Origin of the sequence: Streptomyces sp. NPDC058195, assembly GCF_042883525.1 — a bacterium.
Classification (GTDB): Bacteria; Actinomycetota; Actinomycetes; order Streptomycetales; family Streptomycetaceae; genus Streptomyces.
On the sequence record NZ_JBHVVM010000009.1, the window covers coordinates 199,558 to 217,177 of the forward strand.

Sequence of the window (17,620 nt, forward strand, 5' to 3'; positions counted from 1 at the left end):
TCCCTGCCCGCCCGATCGAGAGGTCCCTCATGTCCCTGTACACCTTCGGCGGCGCCCCCACCGACGTCCTCACCACGCGGACCGGCGACGTCGTTCCCGACCATCCGCTGCTCGTCCGGATAGCCGGAACGGGTGAACTCGTCACCGTGCTCTACCGGATGGACGGGGTCACTCCGCTCGGCCAGCTGCGCAGCAACCCGGCCGGCCACTCCGCGCCGGGGGTGATCCCCGCGTTCATCTGCGCCGTACCCGCGATCGAGTACGAGTACGTGGACGCCGCCGGGGCTCCGGTGCGCTGGCGCCAGGAGGGCCGGGAGCTGGCGGCGGGTGTGCCGGCGAGGGCCGCCACGGCGTATCCGGCCGTTCCCGCGCAGCCGGACCCCTCCCCCGGGCCGGCCGACTTCGTCGCGGCCCGTCTGTTCGTCGTCGAGGGGGCGGTGGGCGACGGCGTCGCGGACGACCGGCCGGCGGTCCAGGCCGCGCTCGACGCCGCCCACGCCGCAGGGGGCGGCACCGTCGTCGTCCCCGCCGGGCGCACGTACGGCATCGGCACGTTCCTGGTCGTCTTCGACGACACCACGGTCTACGCCTACGGGGCGACGCTCCGGGCGATCGGCAACTCCGGCATCCTGCGCAACTTCCTGCCGGACGAGACGTTCGCGGGCTACGGCGGGCACTCCCGCATCAACGTCCTGGGCGGCACCTGGGACGGCAACGCCGCCGACGGCACGTCCGGCACCGTCACCGCGCTGACCGACGTACTGAACTTCATCCACGCCCGGGACATCACGGTGCGGGACGCGACGGTGACCAACACCAGCGCGGCGCACGCGCTGGAGTTCAACTCGATCGACGGCGGCCGGGCGGTCAACTGCCGCTTCCTCGGGTTCAAGGACACGACGGCCGAGCAGAACCGGGGCACGTCCGAGGCGGTCCAGATCGACATCGCCAAGGCCGGGTCCAGCTCCATCGGCGACTTCGACGACACCACGGCGAACAACATCGTCGTGTCCGGCTGCTACTTCGGCCCGTCCGACCGGCTCGGCCCGTTCGGGCGCGCGGTCGGCTCCCACGCCGCCGCGGCGGGCCGGTACTTCGACGGCATCCAGATCATCGGCAACCGGGTCGAGGGCGCGGGCGCCGAGGGCGTGCACGGGTATTGCTGGCGGCGCTCGGTCATCGCGGACAACGTGATCACCGGCACGGGCGCGGCCGGCATCCGCCTCACGCACCCGAACCCGGCCACCGCCGGATTCCCGATCACCCCGCATTCGCTGGTCGTCACCGGCAACACCGTCGACGCCCCGGCCGCCGATTCGGGGATCACGGTCCTCGGATACGCGACCGCGCAGGTCTCCGGCGTCAAGATCGCGGACAACGTGGTGCGGGCCTCGGGCGGAACCGGCATCCGCGCCGACTCCTGCACGTCCCCGAGCATCACCGGCAACAGCATCGACACGACCGGCGGCTCCGGCATCCTCGTACAGGCCGGAAGCGGGGCCACGATCGCGGACAACACGGTCCGGGCCACCGGGTCGAACGGCATCAACGTCACGAACCACGCCGGGGCCACGGTCGGCGGAAACAGCATCGACACCACGACGACGAACCACGGCATCTTCGTGGGCACCCTGGGGGACGCGCTGATCACCGGCAACCAGATCACGGCCGCGGCCTCGGCCGGCATCCGGCTCTCGGACGGCGCGGTGCGCTGCACCGTCACCGGCAACAAGGTCCGCAGGGGCGGCGGGGCGACGGTGAACGGGGTCACGGCCGCCGCGACCGCGACCGGCGCCGTCATCGCGGGCAACGACCTGAGCGGGAACAGCTGGACGGATGCCACCGCCCTGGTCGTCAACGGCTCCGGCGCCGCGCTCGACTGGTCCGGGGGCACCGTCGGCCCCGGCCAGAACCGCGTCTGACCGGGGCTCCGTCCTCCTTCCCGCCCTGTCCGGGCCCCGCGGGTCCATCGGCACGGCCCGGACGGATCCCGGGACGGACGGTCCCGGGGAGTAGCCTCCGAACATGACCCGGCATCCCGAGCCCGAGCACAGAACCGATCCCGAGCCCGATCCCGAGCCCTGCGCCGACCCCGGCTCCAACTCCGGCCCCGGTCCCGGGACTTCTTCCGTGCCGCGCGGCGAGATCACCCGTACGAACTGCCGCCGCTGCGGCCACGAGGTGTACGGCGTGGACGGCCGCTACGCCTGCCCGCTGTGCGGCTGGGTGAACCACTGGAGCGCGGGCCACACGACACTCCCCACCGCCGACGACGACAGCCCCGCGTAGACCGTGCCCTTTGCGGGAAATCGAAGGAGACGCTCGTCGCCGCAGAGGGTGTCGGCGAGGCCGAGGAAGGTCGGGTAGTTCCCGAGGTGGCATTCGTGGCGGTGGCCTGGTCGGCGGTAGCCGGTCAGCCACCACATCCCGCATTCGACGTCCGGCCTCCGTCGTCCGAACCGTTCACCGGATTCGATTCCCTCGCGGGCGACGCGGAGGCCGATCCGTTTCTCGCAGGGCCATCTCCGCGGGCCAGGCATGTCGTATGCCGTGACGGCGTGGACTCCGCCGGGTCTGAAGCACCAGCCGCGGTAGGTGTCATGTCTCGATCCAAGACCGCCACCATGGGCTTTCAGGCCCTGGCCGTCGTGGGTGTCGGCGGCGGAGACACCGACGGACCAGGGGCAGTCCGATCGCGTCCCACAGGGACGTGCATCTCGGAACCCGGTCTACTCCGGCCACGGGGCTCGGGCCGGAGGGTCCGCCCCTCCCCCTTGCAGGGTCTGCCAGCCACCCGGTCGCGGTTGCCACTCGTGCACATAGTCCCCCAGCCCTGGATCGCCGCCGCCGAACAGAGGGGCTTCCAGTAGCGGGCGCTCACTGCACGCAAAGACCAGATGGCCGGAAAAGCCCATGGAACCTCCTCGTGGACAACAGCGCATCCTACGAGCCGTCACTGACGCCACCGGCGCCGCTCGGCCTTTCGCACCGGCTTCGGCTGGTCAGGGCGGTCCTTCGCGAAGTCCCGCGGCGTCCGCACGGATTGAGACCACGCCCGGCCCGTGGCAGGCTCGTGCCGCATGATCGACGAATTCGCGAAGGACTACCTGCACGAGGGGCTGCGGCGGGTCCGCGAGACGCTGCTCTGGAAACTCGACGACTTGTCCGAGTACGACGCCCGCCGGCCTTTGACGGCGACCGCGACCAGCCTCCTCGGCCTGGTCAAGCACGTGGCCACCGTCGAGGCCAGGTACTTCGGCGAGGTCTTCGACCGCCCTTCCCCGGAACCACTGTGCCGGTGGCAGGACTACGACGGTGGCGACCAGTGGGCGGCCGAGGACGAGACCCGCGATCAGATCATCGCGTTCTACCGGCGCACCTGGGAGCACTCGGACGCGACGATCAGCGAGCTGCCGGTCGACGCCCCCGGCCATGTGCCGTGGTGGCCGGGATCCCGTCCCAACACGAACCTGTTCAGCGTCATGGCCCATGTCCTCGGCGAGTCCACCCGGCATGCCGGACACGCCGACATCCTGCGCGAGGGCCTCGACGGCCGGACCGGGTTGCGCGCCGACCTCGAGAATCAGGCCGACACGGAAGCCCGTGCGGCCCACTGGGCGAGGGTCGAGCAGGCCGCCAGGTCGGCCGCACCGGTCGAGGCCGGCTGACCCCGGCTTCCCGGGATGCGGCCGCGCGGGGGCTCCATGAGGGATCACCCCGACGAGCCGACGTCGGCGACGTCGGTCGAGTCGAACGAGATCCAGACGTCGGGAGGCAGCTCGGACCGCCCCGGGACCGGTCTGCGCTCCTCCGTCCACGCCTCGCCCGCAATCGCCGTGGCAACTCGGCGCCAGAACCGCACCGCGCCGGCGTTGGCGTCCTGGAACGCGATCTCCCACGGGCCCGGGTGCCTGGCCACGACCTCCTGGACAGCACGCAGCCCGATCCCCGTCCGTCGTGCACCGCGCACCACGAAGAAGCTGTTCAGCACGCACGCCGGTCCGGTCAGACCGCGCACGAACGCGAACCCGGCGGGGCGGTCACCGCTCATGAAGAGGTACGGCGCCCAGCCGGCCTCGGAGAAGGCCAGATGGAGCCGGTCGCTGCGGAAGGTTCCGTCGACCTGGGGCAGCAGGGCATCGAACTCCGACATGTCATGACGGAACATCAGCCACAGCCGCTCCACTACGGGGAGGTCGGTGACGCCTGCGGGGCGAATCGATACGTCCGGCACGGGGCTCCTTCGCTGGGATGGACAACCGGCGAGACCCGTACCCCTGGATCGGCGGCACCGGGGCTCCGGGCACGAAAAAAGCCTCCCCGGCGGATGACACATCCAGGCCGGGAAGGCTCACTACTGGCGGGGACTCTAGCAGGTACGCGCACGGGCCTGTCCCCACGTCGACCGCCACCGACGCGGTCCGGCGCACGGCCACGCCCCCGCACAACCCGAGCCGGCCGCGGACGAACCCGCGTCGAGGTGCACGACCCCGTGCGCCGTATGCCTCGCCACCGGTTCATGTCCGACGACCGCAACCACGAACGCACGCGCGGGCGCGGTCTGGTCATCCTCGACGCGCTGTGCCCGACGCGGTGGGGCTTCGGGGTCCGACCCCTCGGCACGTTCGTCTGGGCGGAGGTCCTACGGCCCAGATGACCGTCCGGCCGGGAGCGGGGCGCCCCGGAGTGAGAGAGACCCCGGGGCGCCTCGCCGCCGTCGTGCGTACAGCTCTGCCGCAATCGAACACCTCGATGCCGTGAAGCGAGCAGAGATCTGCCCGATCTCCCGCTCTGTCGTGGTCTGTTGGGCCCGGCTTTGTCCCGCTTCCCGGAAACCGGCTGAACGAACTCACGGTCCACGGCCGGAGCGATATGGTCGCCCGCATGCCCGAGCTCTCCTACCTCGCCGCCGTCCGGGAGTCGTACGACACCGTCGCCTCCGCCTATTTCGAACGTGTCAAGCCTCCGGCGGAGTTGGATCCGTTGTCGCGGGGGATGCTGGACGTCTTCGCGGAGACGGTGCGGGCCGACGGCCTCGGGCCCGTGGCCGACCTGGGGTGCGGGCCCGGCAAGGTCACGGCGTACCTCGCCGCGCGGGGGGTGTCCGCGTTCGGCATCGACCTGTCGCCCGCCATGACCGGGCTGGCCCGCGACGCCCACCCCGGGCTGGGCTTCGGCGTCGGTTCGATGACCTCGCTCCCGATCGGGAACGGCGTACTCGGGGGCGTCCTCGCGTACTACTCCACCCATCACACACCACCGGAGCTGCTGCCCGTGGTGTTCGGCGAGTTCCACCGCACGCTCGCGCCCGGCGGGCATCTGATGCTGGCCGGGCACGTGGGGACCGGCCAGCATCTGCGTCCCACGCAGGCGTACGGCGGTCATCCGGTGTCCTACGCGTCCTACCTGCTGCCGCCCGACCGGCTCGCCGGACTCCTGAAGCGGGCCGGGTTCGTCCTCACCGCGCGCCTGGTGGAGGAGCCCCGCGAAGGGGCCGAGCGGACCTTCGCCACCTTCCTCGCCCGCAGGCCGGAACGGCCCTGAGCTCAGGGCCCCGGGTGCTCGCCGACCGGGCCGCTCCGGGGCCGCGGACCGCGGAGTTCGCGGCGGAGGATCTTGCCGGAGGCGGCGCGGGGGACGGCGTCGATGAACTCGGTGCGGCGGATCTTCTTGTACGGGGCGACGCGCCCGGCGACGTACGCCATGACCTCCTCGGCGGTGAGACCGGGGGCGGTGGGCTGGCGGACCACGTACGCCGTGGGGATCTCGTTGCCCTCGTCGTCGTGTACGCCGATGACGGCGGCGTCGGCGATGGACGGGTGGGTGAGCAGAAGGGCTTCGAGTTCGGCGGGGGCGACCTGGTAGCCCTTGTACTTGATCAGTTCCTTCACCCGGTCGACGACGAAGAGCCAGCCGTCCTCGTCGGCGTACCCGACGTCCCCGGTGTGCAGCCAGCCGTCGGCGTCGATCATGGCGGTGGTGGCCTCGGGACGGCCCAGGTAGCCCTTCATCACCTGCGGGCCCCGGATGAGGATCTCGCCCTCCGCCGGGGAGGAGGGTGAGGAGGAGAGGGGGACGATGCGCATCTCCGTACTGGGCAGCAGCTTGCCGACCGCGCCGGGAGGCGGGTTCTCGGCGGAGAGCGGGACGACGTGGGTGCCGGGCGAGAGCTCCGTCATCCCGTACGCCTGGCGGACCGGCGGCAGGCCGAGGCGCGCGGAGCAGTCGGCGGCGAGGGCGGCGTCCAGCGGGGCGGCGGCGCTGACGACGTACTCCAGCGAGGAGAGGTCGTAACGGTCGACCGCGGGGTGCTTGGCGAGGGCGAGAACGATCGGCGGGGCCACGTACAGGCCGGTGATCCGGTGCTTCTCGACGGCGGCGAGGAACTGGTCGAGGTCGAAGCGGGGCAGGACGACGACGGTGGCGCCCGTCCTCAGCGGGGCGTTCATCAGGGCGGTGAGGCCGTAGATGTGGAAAAAGGGGAGGACGGCGAGGATGCGGGCGCCGGGGCCCATGGGGATGAAGGGGCGCAGCTGTTCCAGGTTGGTGGCGATGGAGCGGTGGGTGAGCATGACGCCCTTGGGAGCGCCGGTGGTGCCGGACGAGTACGGGAGGGCCGCGATGTCTTCGGCGGGGTCGAAGGTGAGGGCCGGTTCGGGCGCGGTGGTGGTGAGCAGGTCGAGTACGCAGGGGTGTCCTTCGGCCCGGTCGCAGACGTAGATCCGCTCGATGCCTCCGGCGCGGGCGGCGGCGTCCAGCGCGGTGGGCAGGAGCGGGGAGACGGTGACGATCCAGCGGGCGGCGGAGTCGCGGAGCTGCTGGGCGAACTCCGCCGCCGTGGCGAGCGGGTGGACGGTGGTGACGGTGGCCCCGGCCCGGCTCGCGCCGAGGAAGACCGCCGGGTAGGCGATGGTGTTGGGGCTGTGCAGGGCGAGTACGTCGCCCTTGCGGAGTCCGGCCTCGGCGAGTCCGGCGGCGATGCGGCGGTGGTAGGTGTCGAGTTGCCGGTAGGTGAGGGCGGAGGTGTCGTCCGTCCCGTCGATCAGGGCCACGGTGTCACCGAAGTCGGCGGTGGCCCGGCCCAGGACCGCGTCGTGCAGGGGCTGGTCGAGCGGCGGTACGTCGGGGTAGTCGCTGCGGAACACGTGCACCATGGCGGTCCCTTCCGGGAGACGGCGGGGCGGGGCGGGTCAGTACGACTTGGGGAGGCCCAGGGACTGGTGGGAGACGTAGTTCAGGATCATTTCCCGGCTGACCGGGGCGATGCGGGCGACCCGGGCCGCGGTGATCAGGGAGGCGAGGCCGTACTCGCGGGTGAGGCCGTTGCCTCCGAGGGTGTGGACGGCCTGGTCGACGGCCTTGACGCAGGCTTCCCCGGCCGCGTACTTCGCCATGTTGGCGGACTCGCCCGCGCCGATGTCGTCGCCGTCGTCGTAGAGCCGGGCGGCCTTCTGCATCATCAGCCGGGCCAGTTCCAGCTCGATGTGGGCCTGGGCGAGGGGGTGGGCGATGGCCTGGTGGGAGCCGATGGGCTGCTTCCAGACCTGGCGGGTCCTCGCGTAGTCGACGGCCCGGTCGAGGGCGTAGCGGCCCATGCCGATGCCGAAGGCGGCCGTCATGATGCGTTCGGGGTTGAGTCCGGCGAAGAGCTGGAGGAGTCCGGCGTCCTCGTCGCCGACGAGCGCGTCGGCGGGCAGGCGTACGTCGTCCAGGACGAGTTCGAACTGCTTCTCCGGGGCCTGGAGTTCCATGTCGATCGGTGACCGGCCGAAGCCGGGCGCCTCGCGCGGGACGATGAACAGGCAGGGCTTGAGGGTGCCTGTCCGGGCGTCCTCGGTGCGGCCGACGATGAGGGTGGCGTCGGCGATGTCGACGCCGGAGACGAAGACCTTGCGGCCGGTGAGCAGCCAGTCCTCGCCGTCCCTGCGGGCGGTGGTGGTGATGCGGTGGGAGTTGGACCCGGCGTCGGGTTCGGTGATGCCGAAGGCCATGGTGAGGCTGCCGTCGGCGAGGCCGGGGAGCCACTGCCGCTTCTGGGCCGCGGTGCCGAAGCGGGCGATGACGGTGCCGCAGATCGCCGGGGAGACCACCATCATCAGGAGCGGGCTGCCCGCCGCCCCCAGCTCTTCCAGGACGATGGAGAGTTCGGCCATGCCGCCGCCTCCGCCGCCGTACTCCTCGGGCAGGTTGACCCCGAGGTAGCCCAGCTTGGCGGCGTCGGCCCACAGTGCGCTCGGGTGGGCGCCTTCGCGGACGACGGAGGTCATGTAGTCGCGGCCGTAGCGCTTGCCGAGGGCGGCGACGGCGGTGCGCAGGGCCTGCTGTTCCTCGGATTCGAGGACGGTGCTTGACGTGCTGGCGGCGGTGCTCATGCGTTCTCCTCCGTCTGTGCGGGTCCGTGGCCCGCGGGCCTGTGGCCTGCGGATTCGGGGTCCGAGGGTTCGGGGTCCGAGGGTTCGGGGTCCGAGGGATCGGCGTCTGAGGGTTCGGTGACGACTGCGAGCAGGGTGCCGACCTCCACCTGGAGACCGGGGGCGGCGTGGAGTGCGGCGAGGGTGCCGGAGGCGGGGGCGAGGACGCGGTGTTCCATCTTCATCGCCTCCAGCCAGATCAGCGGCTGCCCGGCCTCGACCCGGACCCCGGGCGCGAGGCCCTCGGCGAGGCGGACGACGGTGCCGGGCATGGGGGCGAGCAGGGAACCGGGTTCGGCGCGGTCGGTGGGGTCGGTGAAGCGGGGCAGGGGGGTGAGGGTGTACGAGCCGGTGGCGGTGTCCACGTACGCGGTGCCCTGGTGGACGGCGATGTCGAAATGGTGCGTGAGGCCGTCGGTTTCGAAGCTGACGCGCTGCGGGGCGGCGGCGAGGACGCGTTCGCCGCTCTCGGGAACGGGGCCGGTGCGGGTGGTGCGGTAGGCGGCCTCGTGTTCGGCACCGCCGGGTTCGAGGCGGTAGCGCTTGGTGCGCGGCGGCGCGGGGAGATTGCGCCAGGCGCCGAGGCGTACGGGAGCGGGCCCTGCCCCCCGTCGGCGGGCGGCGGCGTCGGCGAGGGCCACGGCCAGGGCGGCGCGGCGGGGTCCGGGGCCGTCGGGGGCCGTCGTGAGGGCGGTCAGGTGGCGGTCGTAGAAGCCGGTGTCGATGCGGGCGGCGAGGAAGTCGGGGTGGCGCAGCGAGCGGACGAGCAGTTCCCGGTTGGTGACGGGGCCGTGGACGCGGGCACGTTCCAGGGTGCGGGCGAGCAGGCGCACGGCTTCCGCGCGGGTGGCGGCGTGCGCGACGACCTTGGCGATCATCGGGTCGTAGTGCACGCCGATGGTGTCGCCGTCCGCGTACCCGGTGTCGAGCCGGACGCCGGGGCCGCCGGGCACGCGAAGGGTGTGCAGGGTGCCGGTCTGGGGCTGCCAGTCGCGGGCGGGGTCCTCGGCGTAGAGGCGGGCCTCCACGGCGTGGCCGTGCGGCTTGGGGGGCCCGGCCGCGGGGAGGGGTTCGCCCTCGGCGACGCGGAGTTGCAGGGCGACGAGGTCGATCCCGAAGACGGCCTCGGTGACGGGGTGTTCGACCTGGAGGCGGGTGTTCATCTCCAGGAAGTACGGGCGCCCGTCGGCGGCGAGGAGGAATTCCACGGTGCCCGCACCCCGGTAGCCGACCGCGTGGGCGGCGGCCGTGGCGGCGTCGTGCAGCCGGGTGCGCAGGGCGTCGTCGAGGCCGGGCGCGGGGGCCTCCTCGACGACCTTCTGGTGGCGGCGCTGGAGGGAGCAGTCGCGGGTGCCGAGCGCCCAGACCCCGCCGTGCGCGTCGGCCATGATCTGGACCTCGACGTGCCGCCCGCGTTCCACGTACGGCTCGGCGAAGACCTCGCCGTCCCCGAACGCGGCGGCGGCCTCGGCCCGCGCCGCCGTCAGCTCTCCGGGGAGTGCGCCGAGTTCGCGGACGATGCGCATGCCGCGCCCGCCGCCGCCCGCCGCCGCCTTGAGGAGCAGCGGCAGATCCCCGGCGGTGGCCCGGCCGGGGTCGACGGGGGCGAGCAGTGGCACCCCGGCGGCGGCCATGAGGTCCTTGGCGCGGGTCTTGGAGGCCATGAGCTCGACGGCCTTGGGGGGAGGGCCCACCCAGAGGAGCCCGGCGTCCTGGACGGCGCGGGCGAATCCGGCGTTCTCGGAGAGGAAGCCGTAGCCGGGGTGGACGGCGTCGGCCCCCGCGTCGAGTGCGGCGCGTACGACGAGCTCGCCGCGGAGGTAGGTGTCGGCGGGGGCGGTGCCGGGCAGCCGTACGGCGGTGTCGGCCTCCCGTACGTGGAGGGCGTCGGCGTCCGCGTCGGAGTACACGGCGACGGTGGCGATGCCGAGCTCCCGGCAGGTCCGGAAGATCCGGCAGGCGATCTCGCCCCGGTTGGCGACGAGCAGGGTGCTGATCATGGTCGTCCTCACATCCGGAAGATGCCGAAGCCGCCGCGGGCACCTTCGACCGGGGCGGTGTGGATCGCGGACAGGCACATCCCGAGGACGGTCCTGGTGTCGCGGGGGTCGATGACCCCGTCGTCGTACAGCCGCCCGGAGAGGAACATCGGCAGGGACTCGGACTCGATCTGCTGCTCGACCATGGCGCGCAGGGCCGCGTCGGCCTCGTCGTCGTAGGGCTGTCCCTTGGCGGCGGCGGAGGCGCGGGCGACGAGGGAGAGCACCCCGGCGAGCTGCTGCGGCCCCATGACGGCGGACTTGCTGCTCGGCCAGGCGAAGAGGAAGCGCGGGTCGTAGGCCCGGCCGCACATGCCGTAGTGCCCGGCGCCGTACGAGGCCCCCATCAGCACGGAGAGGTGGGGGACCTTCGAGTTGGACACCGCGTTGATCATCATCGCGCCGTGCTTGATGATGCCGCCCTGTTCGTACTCCTTGCCGACCATGTAGCCGGTGGTGTTGTGCAGGAAGAGCAGCGGGATGTCGCGCTGGTTGGCGAGCTGGATGAACTGGGCGGCCTTCTGCGACTCCTCGCTGAACAGCACGCCCTGCGCGTTGGCGAGGATGCCGACCGGATAGCCGTGCAGCGTGGCCCAGCCGGTGACCAGGCTGGGCCCGTAGAGCGGTTTGAACGCGTCGAAGCCGGAGCCGTCGACGATCCGGGCGATGACCTCGCGGGGGTCGAAGGGCACCTTGAGGTCGCCGGGCACGATGCCGGTCAGCTCGTCCTCGTCGTACTTCGGCGGTGCGGCGGGGCCGGGATCGGCGTGCGCCTTGCGCCAGTTGAGGCGGGCGACGATGCGGCGGGCCTGGCGCAGCGCGTCCTGCTCGTCGACGGCGTAGTGGTCGGCGAGGCCGGAGGTGCGGGCGTGCATCTCGGCGCCGCCGAGCGATTCGTCGTCGCTCTCCTCACCGGTGGCCATCTTCACCAGGGGCGGTCCGCCGAGGAAGACCTTGGACCGCTCCTTGATCATGACGGTGTGGTCGGACATGCCGGGGACGTACGCGCCGCCCGCGGTGGAGTTGCCGAAGACGACGGCGACGGTGGGGATCCCGGCGGCGGAGAGCCGGGTGAGGTCGCGGAAGAGGGCCCCGCCGGGGATGAAGATCTCCTTCTGGGACGGCAGATCGGCGCCTCCCGACTCCACCAGGCTGACGCAGGGCAGCCGGTTGGCGAAGGCGATCTCGTTGGCGCGCAGGGCCTTCTTCAGGGTCCAGGGGTTCGAGGCGCCGCCGCGCACGGTCGGGTCGTTGGCGGTGATCAGGCACTCCACGCCCTCGATCACCCCGATCCCGGTGACGAGGGAGGCGCCGACGGCGTAGTCGCTGCCCCAGGCGGCGAGCGGGGACAGTTCGAGGAACGGGGTGTCCTCGTCGATCAGCAGCTCGATGCGTTCGCGGGCCAGGAGTTTTCCGCGGGCGCGGTGGCGGGCCACGTACTTCTCGCCGCCGCCCGCCTGCGCCTTGGTGTGCTCGGCGGCCAGCTCGTCGAGTTTCGCGAGCATCGCCGCGCGGTTGGCGGCGTACTCGGGGCTCGCGGTGTCGAGCGCGGTGGGCAGGACGGTCATGCGTGCGCCTCCGGTGGTATGTGGGCGGTCCCGCCAGCCGGGGAGGCCGCCCGCGCCTGGGCGGCCTCCAGCAGCGATACGGGGATGAGCAGGTGCCGGGAGCGCAGCCACTCCCCCACCGCCTTGGCCTGCGGGTCGAAGCGGTGCTGGGCGGCGACGCCCTCGCCGAGCAGCCCGTGCACGGTGAAGTTCAGCGCGCGGAGGTTCGGCAGGACATGGCGTACGACGGTGAGCGGTGCGGTCTCCGGGAGCAGCTCCCGGAAGCGGTCGACGGTCAGTTCGTGGGCCAGCCACCGCCAGGCGTCCTCGTCGACGGCCCAGACCCCCACGTTGGCGTCCCCGCCCTTGTCGCCGCTGCGGGCCCCCGCGATCCGGCCGAGCGGGGCGGGGCGGGTGGGGCCGGGGTCGGCGAGGGGGGCGGGCAGCGCGGGTTCACCGGCGTCCCGCAGTGGCCGGGCCGTCGCCGGGGGCGGCACGGTCACGCGGCGCCCGTCGGGCAGGACGGCCAGGTGGGGGACCTCGCCCGCCGGTACGTACCGGGCCTCGAACACCCCGTACGGCGTGCCCTTTCCGGGCGGGGCGGTGACGTGGAAGCCGGGGTAGCTGCCGAGGGCCAGCTCGATCGCGGCGCCGGAGACGGCCCGGCCGACGGTCTCGGGGTCGGGGTCGCGGACGACGAGCCGGAGCAGGGCGCTGGCGGTCTCCTCGGTGTCGGCGTCGGCCCGGTCGGAGCGGACCAGCTCCCAGCGCACCTCCTGGGGCCGGGTGCCGGAGCGGTCGAGGGCGTCGGCGAACTGTTCCCGTACCAGCCGTTCCTTGTCCTCGACATCGAGGCCGGTGAGCACGAAGACGACCTCGTTGCGCCAGCCGCCGAGCCGGTTCAGCCCGACCTTGAGGGTGGGCGGCGGGGCCTCGCCGCGCACCCCGGAGATCCTGACGCGGTCGGGCCCGTCCTGGCTGAGCCGTACGGTGTCGAGCCGGGCGGTGACGTCCGGCCCGGCGTAGCGGGCGCCGGAGGTCTCGTACAGCAGCTGGGCGGTGACGGTCCCGAGGTCGACGACACCGCCGGTGCCGTCGTGCTTGGTGATGACGGACGAGCCGTCGGCGTGGATCTCGGCGACGGGGAAGCCGGGGCGGCGCAGGTCGTGGCCCCGGAAGAAGGAGTAGTTCCCGCCGGTGGCCTGGGTGCCGCACTCCAGTACGTGTCCGGCGACGACGGCCCCGGCGAGGGCGTCCAGGTCGTCGGGGCCCCAGCCGAAGCGGGCGGCGGCGGGCCCGGTGACGAGCGCCGCGTCGGTGACCCGCCCGGTGACGACGATGTCGGCGCCCGCGGTGAGGCAGGCGGCGATCCCGCCGCCGCCGAGGTAGGCGTTGGCGGTGAGGAAGCCCTCCGGCACGGGGAGGCTGTCGCCCTCGACGTGGGCGACGCGCACCGGGACGCCGGCCTTGTCCGCCAGTTCCCGCACGGCGTCGGCCAGTCCGGCCGGGTTGAGCCCGCCCGCGTTGGCGACGATCTTCACACCGCGCTCATGGGCGAGCCCGAGGCCCTCCTCCAGCTGGCGCAGGAAGGTGGTGGCGTAGCCCCGGCCCGGGTCCTTGAGCCTGCTCCGGCCGAGGATGAGCATGGTCAGCTCGGCCAGGTAGTCCCCGGTGAGGACGTCGAGCGGGCCGCCGGTGAGCATCTCGCGCAGGGCGTCGAAGCGGTCCCCGTAGAAGCCGGAGGCATTGCCGATGCGCAGGACGCGGGGGGCGCGCGGCGCGTCGGCCGGTATCGGCGCGCCGGTCATGCGCCGTCCTCCTGGCGCACCCGGCGCTCCCGGCCCTGGCCGGGCGGTCCCGCGAAGGCCTGGGCGATGCCGAGCCAGCGGTCGGCGTCGGGTCCGGCCGCCCGGACGGCGAGGTCGTCGCGGTGCGCGCGCTGCGTGACGAGCAGGCAGAAGTCGAGGAGCGGCCCGGTCACGCGCTGCGCCGCGTCCTCGGGGCCGAAGGCGACGGTGGTGCCGTCGGGCGCGTCCAGCTCGACCCGGAACTCCTCACCGGGTGCCGCCAGTCCCCGCACGAGATAGGCGTAGTCGCGGGCCCGCACCCCGATCCGGGCGACGTGGCGGAGCCGGGGGGTGGGGGGCCGGACGACGCCGAGGGCGTCGGCGATGTCCTGGCCGTGCGCCCAGGTCTCCATGAGCCGGGCGGTCGCCATGGACGCGACGCTCATCGGCGGCCCGTACCAGGGGATGCGGGTGCCCGCCGGGGCGTCCCGCAGCACCGCCGCCAGCCGCTCCCGTCCTTCGCGCCAGCGCGCGAGGAGGGTCTGCGGGGTGTGGGCGGCGGCGATCTCCTCGGCGCCCCGGTCGACGAAGGCGCCGGGCGCCTCCGCGGCCCGGTCCACCTCCGCCGCGAAGGCACCGGCATCGGTGGCGGCCAGCACCGCGACCTCGTCGGTCCAGGTGAGATGAGCGATCTGCCGGGCGATGTCCCAGCCGGGGGCGGGGGTCGGCGCGGACCAGCGGCCGGGGCTCAGCCCGCCGACCAGCTCGTCGAGTTGCTCGCTCTCGTCGCGCAGATCGCCGATCACGGCTGCGACTTGGGACACGGTGCGCTCCCCTCAGGGCGTGGCGGTGTGCCCAGGAGCATGACAGCGGACCCATAAACAAGCAAGCATGCTTGCATGATTTACGCGCACGGGTTCGCGCCGCAGTGCGTACGCGATGAGCCCCGGGCTCAGGGCACGAAGGCGATGGCGGACGCCGTGGCCAGGGCAAAGACGCTGCCCGCGCAGATGACCACGGCCTTGGCGTGGCGGATGAAGAAGGACTGGACCCGGATGGTCGCGTTCTCCGGGTCGGCCGCGCTGTAGCGGACGGTCACGGTGTCCCCCACGGCCAGGGGGACGCGCGGGGCGGGCGCCTCGAAGGTGACGGTGCGGCCGTCTTCGGCGCGGAACTCCAGGGTGGGGTGGCGGTGCGTGACGAAGCCGCCCTCGGCGTCCTGTGCCTCCTCAAGGCGAACGACGACGCAGCGGGCCTGGGCGGTGAGGCCCTCGGCCCACAGCGCGCGGAGCCGGGGACCGTCGAGACTGCGGTCCATGCCCCTCGCGAACATCACGGACGCGCCGACGGAGAGGACGAAATAGACGACGGCTATGGCGATCATGGCACTCCCCGGGCGTGATCACGTGTGACGGTCCGCCATGGTCCCGCGCGCGCACCAGACCCGACAAGAGCCCGCCGCACGTCCGTCAGCGGGCCCGCGGGGAAGCGGACGGGCCCGCCCGGACGCCGGCCCGTCCGTCAGGCGCGCTCGCGGGATCTCACGCGCCGCGTCTGGCTGCGTACCGCGCCCATGCTGGCCCCGATCACCAGGGCGATCGCCAGTGCGTCGGTGGTCGACAGGGCCTGGTCGAGGACAAGGAATCCGGCCGCGGCCGCGATCGCCGGTTCCAGGCTCATCAGGATCGCGAAGGTGGGGGCGGGCAGGCGGCGCAGCGCCATGAGTTCGAGGGTGTACGGAAGCACGGAGCTCAGCAGCGCCACCATCGCGCCCAGCCCCAGCGTGGACGGGACCAGCAGTTTCGAGCCGGACTCCATGAGGCCCAGGGGCAGCGAGAGGAGCGCGGCGACGACGAGGGCCAGGGCCAGGCCGTCCGCCTGGGGGAAGCGGCGCCCGGTGCGGGCGCTGAAGACGATGTACGTCGCCCACATGGCGCCCGCGCCGAGCGCGCAGGCGGCGCCGACCGGATCGAGGCGGTCGAAGCCGCCGCCGCTCAGCAGCACGACACCGCCCAGCGCGAGGCCCGCCCACACCAGATTGGCCAGGCGGCGGGAGGCCACCACCGAGAGGGCGAGCGGCCCCAGCACCTCCAGGGTGACCGCCGCGCCCAGCGGGATGCGGTCAGCGGCCTGGTAGAAGAGCGTGTTCATGCCGCCCATGGCCAGGCCGAAGGCCAGGACCGTGCCCCAGTCGGCGCGCGTGTAACCGCGTACGTTCGGGCGGCAGACGATCAGCATCACCAGCGCGGCCACGGCCAGGCGCAGGGTGACGACACCGAACGCACCGGCCCTCGGCATCAGCAGCACCGCGACGGCGGAGCCGAACTGGACGGAGAGCCCGCCCGCGACCACCAGCGCGACGGGGGCGAGCGCCGCGCCCCGCCCCCTGGGGCCCGCGGCACCGCCCGGGACGGCGACCGCCTCGGGTACGGCGACGGCTGCGGCACCCGCCGCACTGCGCTGGTCGTTCACCTGCGGTGTTCCTCCTGCCTCGTGAGTGCATTCCACTGCACTCGTCAATCGAAGATACTGCACTTCTCCGTACCCCGGCCCCTGCCCCCGTTCCTTCGGTACGTCCTCTTACGGTAGGTACCTCCGCGTGCCACGTGAAATGTCAGCCGACTGCCGGTTATGCTCCGCGCGCATGAGCATCGGACGTTCCGGGGAAAGCACCGGCCGCGGCATCGAGGTACGGCATCTGCGCGCCTTCCTCGCCGTGGCGGACGAGGGCAACGTCACCCGCGCCGCCGCGCGCCTCCGCCTCACCCAGCCCGCGGTCTCGCGCACCCTCGCCGCCCTGGAGCGGCATCTCGGCACCCGGCTCGTCGACCGGTCCACCCACCATCTCGCCCTCACCCCCGAGGGCGTCGTCTTCCGGGACAAGGCCGCCGCCGCGGTCGCCGCCTTCGACGAGGCGCTGGACTCCGGCGGGCTGCGCCGCTGGCCGCTGCGGCTCGGGCACGCCTGGTCGGCGTTCGGCCCGTACACCACACCGCTGCTGCGCCGCTGGCAGGAGCGGTACCCGCGGACCCCGCTGGAACTGCTGCGGATCGACGACCGCACCGCCGGGCTCACCCGCGGCGAGGTCGACGCGGCGCTGCTGCGGGGGCCGGTCGAGGCGCCCGGACTCGTGGCCGAGGTGCTGTTCGAGGAGAACCGGGTGGCCGCGGTCGCCTCGGACGGCCCGCTCGCCGCCCGCACCACGCTCCGGCTCGCCGATCTGGCGGGCGAGACCGTCGTCCTCAACACCGTCTCCGGCACCACCACCGTCGAACTGTGGCCCCCGGGCGGGCGGCCCGCCGCGACGCTCACGGTCGCCAACACCGACGACTGGCTCACCGCCATCGCGGCCGGGCGCGGGGTCGGTGTCTCCGCCGCCTCCACCGCCTCCATGCACCCGCACCCGGGCGTCACCTACCGCCGCCTCACCGACGCCCCGCCCGTCCCCGTCCTCCTCGCCCACCGCGACACCCCCGGCCACCCGGCCCTGCCCGCCCTGCTCGCCCTGGCCCACGAGGTGGTGGCCGACCGCACCACCGGCTGAGGAACACGTCTCACCCCTCGGGTGCGCCCGGCCCGGCGCACTCCTGCCGGCACGGCGGACGGGACGCCCGGCGGTTGTCCGCCCCGTTCCGGCGCGGGGGCGCGAAGCCACCGCCGCAAGGCCGGTCGAGCCTCCGGGGGATGAGCGGTCCGGAGGTGAGCGGTCCGCGGGATGAACGGTCCGGAGGTGAGCGGTCCGCGGGATGAACGGTCCGGAGATGAGCGGTCCGCGGAATGAGCAGTCCGGGGATGAGCGGTCCGGGCCGGCCGAAAACCCGGTGCGTCCAGCGGGC

General features: G+C 73.2%; 14 protein-coding genes and 1 pseudogene. 6 read left to right on the forward strand and 9 right to left on the reverse strand.

The features are described 5' to 3' along the window. Nucleotides 1–29 precede the first annotated feature (29 nt). The 3 genes from ACFVWY_RS14505 (at nt 30) to ACFVWY_RS14515 (ending at nt 3,668) form a co-directional block, all read left to right on the forward strand. Nucleotides 30–1,922 (forward strand): right-handed parallel beta-helix repeat-containing protein, encoded by a 1,893-nt coding sequence (locus ACFVWY_RS14505; RefSeq protein ID WP_389871331.1) that lies wholly within the window; start codon nt 30–32, stop codon nt 1,920–1,922. Between the two features lie 103 nt (nt 1,923–2,025). Further along, a complete protein-coding gene (locus ACFVWY_RS14510; RefSeq protein ID WP_389871333.1) occupies nt 2,026–2,289 on the forward strand; it encodes a hypothetical protein in 264 nt (87 codons plus the stop codon). A gap of 791 nt (nt 2,290–3,080) precedes the next feature. Beyond that, nucleotides 3,081–3,668 (forward strand): DinB family protein, encoded by a 588-nt coding sequence (locus ACFVWY_RS14515; protein ID WP_389871336.1) that lies wholly within the window; start codon nt 3,081–3,083, stop codon nt 3,666–3,668. 44 nt (nt 3,669–3,712) lie between these two features. On the opposite strand, the gene ACFVWY_RS14520 is transcribed toward ACFVWY_RS14515, so the two are convergent. After that, nucleotides 3,713–4,234 carry a GNAT family N-acetyltransferase gene (locus tag ACFVWY_RS14520; RefSeq protein ID WP_389871338.1) on the reverse strand — a complete coding sequence of 174 codons (522 nt, stop codon included), beginning with the start codon at nt 4,232–4,234 and terminating at the stop codon, nt 3,713–3,715. A gap of 231 nt (nt 4,235–4,465) precedes the next feature. Here ACFVWY_RS14520 and ACFVWY_RS14525 point away from each other — a divergent pair. After that, a pseudogene (locus ACFVWY_RS14525) lies at nt 4,466–4,657 on the forward strand (ATP-binding protein); the annotation flags it as partial. Nucleotides 4,658–4,884: 227 nt separating this feature from the next. Beyond that, the gene (locus ACFVWY_RS14530) at nt 4,885–5,544 is read left to right on the forward strand and encodes a class I SAM-dependent methyltransferase (RefSeq protein ID WP_389871341.1); all 660 of its coding nucleotides are present in this window, start codon (nt 4,885–4,887) and stop codon (nt 5,542–5,544) included. A gap of 2 nt (nt 5,545–5,546) precedes the next feature. On the opposite strand, the gene ACFVWY_RS14535 is transcribed toward ACFVWY_RS14530, so the two are convergent. The 8 genes from ACFVWY_RS14535 to ACFVWY_RS14570 all read right to left on the reverse strand — a co-directional run bounded on the left by ACFVWY_RS14535 (nt 5,547) and on the right by ACFVWY_RS14570 (nt 16,256). Further along, nucleotides 5,547–7,154: a 4-coumarate--CoA ligase family protein gene (locus ACFVWY_RS14535; RefSeq protein ID WP_389871344.1), complete on the reverse strand. Its 1,608-nt coding sequence runs from the start codon at nt 7,152–7,154 to the stop codon at nt 5,547–5,549. A gap of 36 nt (nt 7,155–7,190) precedes the next feature. Continuing rightward, nucleotides 7,191–8,372, reverse strand: coding sequence for an acyl-CoA dehydrogenase family protein (locus tag ACFVWY_RS14540; RefSeq protein ID WP_389871347.1), 1,182 nt, complete (start codon nt 8,370–8,372; stop codon nt 7,191–7,193). Further along, nucleotides 8,369–10,411 carry a biotin carboxylase N-terminal domain-containing protein gene (locus ACFVWY_RS14545; protein ID WP_389871349.1) on the reverse strand — a complete coding sequence of 681 codons (2,043 nt, stop codon included), beginning with the start codon at nt 10,409–10,411 and terminating at the stop codon, nt 8,369–8,371. Before ACFVWY_RS14545 ends, ACFVWY_RS14540 begins: the two co-directional genes overlap by 4 nt. Nucleotides 10,412–10,419: 8 nt before the next feature. Further along, complete coding sequence (locus tag ACFVWY_RS14550) at nt 10,420–12,018, reverse strand: acyl-CoA carboxylase subunit beta (RefSeq protein WP_389871352.1); 1,599 nt, start codon at nt 12,016–12,018, stop codon at nt 10,420–10,422. Then, nucleotides 12,015–13,805: an acyclic terpene utilization AtuA family protein gene (locus ACFVWY_RS14555; protein WP_389871355.1), complete on the reverse strand. Its 1,791-nt coding sequence runs from the start codon at nt 13,803–13,805 to the stop codon at nt 12,015–12,017. The genes ACFVWY_RS14550 and ACFVWY_RS14555 overlap by 4 nt, the downstream gene beginning before the upstream one ends. Then, nucleotides 13,802–14,608 carry a TIGR03084 family metal-binding protein gene (locus tag ACFVWY_RS14560; protein ID WP_389871358.1) on the reverse strand — a complete coding sequence of 269 codons (807 nt, stop codon included), beginning with the start codon at nt 14,606–14,608 and terminating at the stop codon, nt 13,802–13,804. Before ACFVWY_RS14560 ends, ACFVWY_RS14555 begins: the two co-directional genes overlap by 4 nt. A gap of 128 nt (nt 14,609–14,736) precedes the next feature. Beyond that, nucleotides 14,737–15,168 (reverse strand): DUF3592 domain-containing protein, encoded by a 432-nt coding sequence (locus ACFVWY_RS14565; protein WP_389871360.1) that lies wholly within the window; start codon nt 15,166–15,168, stop codon nt 14,737–14,739. Nucleotides 15,169–15,305: 137 nt separating this feature from the next. Further along, on the reverse strand, nt 15,306–16,256 hold the full coding sequence (locus ACFVWY_RS14570; protein ID WP_389871363.1) for a DMT family transporter: 951 nt from the start codon (nt 16,254–16,256) through the stop codon (nt 15,306–15,308). A gap of 172 nt (nt 16,257–16,428) precedes the next feature. Between ACFVWY_RS14570 and ACFVWY_RS14575 the strand changes: the two genes are divergently transcribed. Next, on the forward strand, nt 16,429–17,328 hold the full coding sequence (locus tag ACFVWY_RS14575) for a LysR family transcriptional regulator (RefSeq protein WP_389871366.1): 900 nt from the start codon (nt 16,429–16,431) through the stop codon (nt 17,326–17,328). The last annotated feature ends 292 nt before the right edge of the window (nt 17,329–17,620 follow it).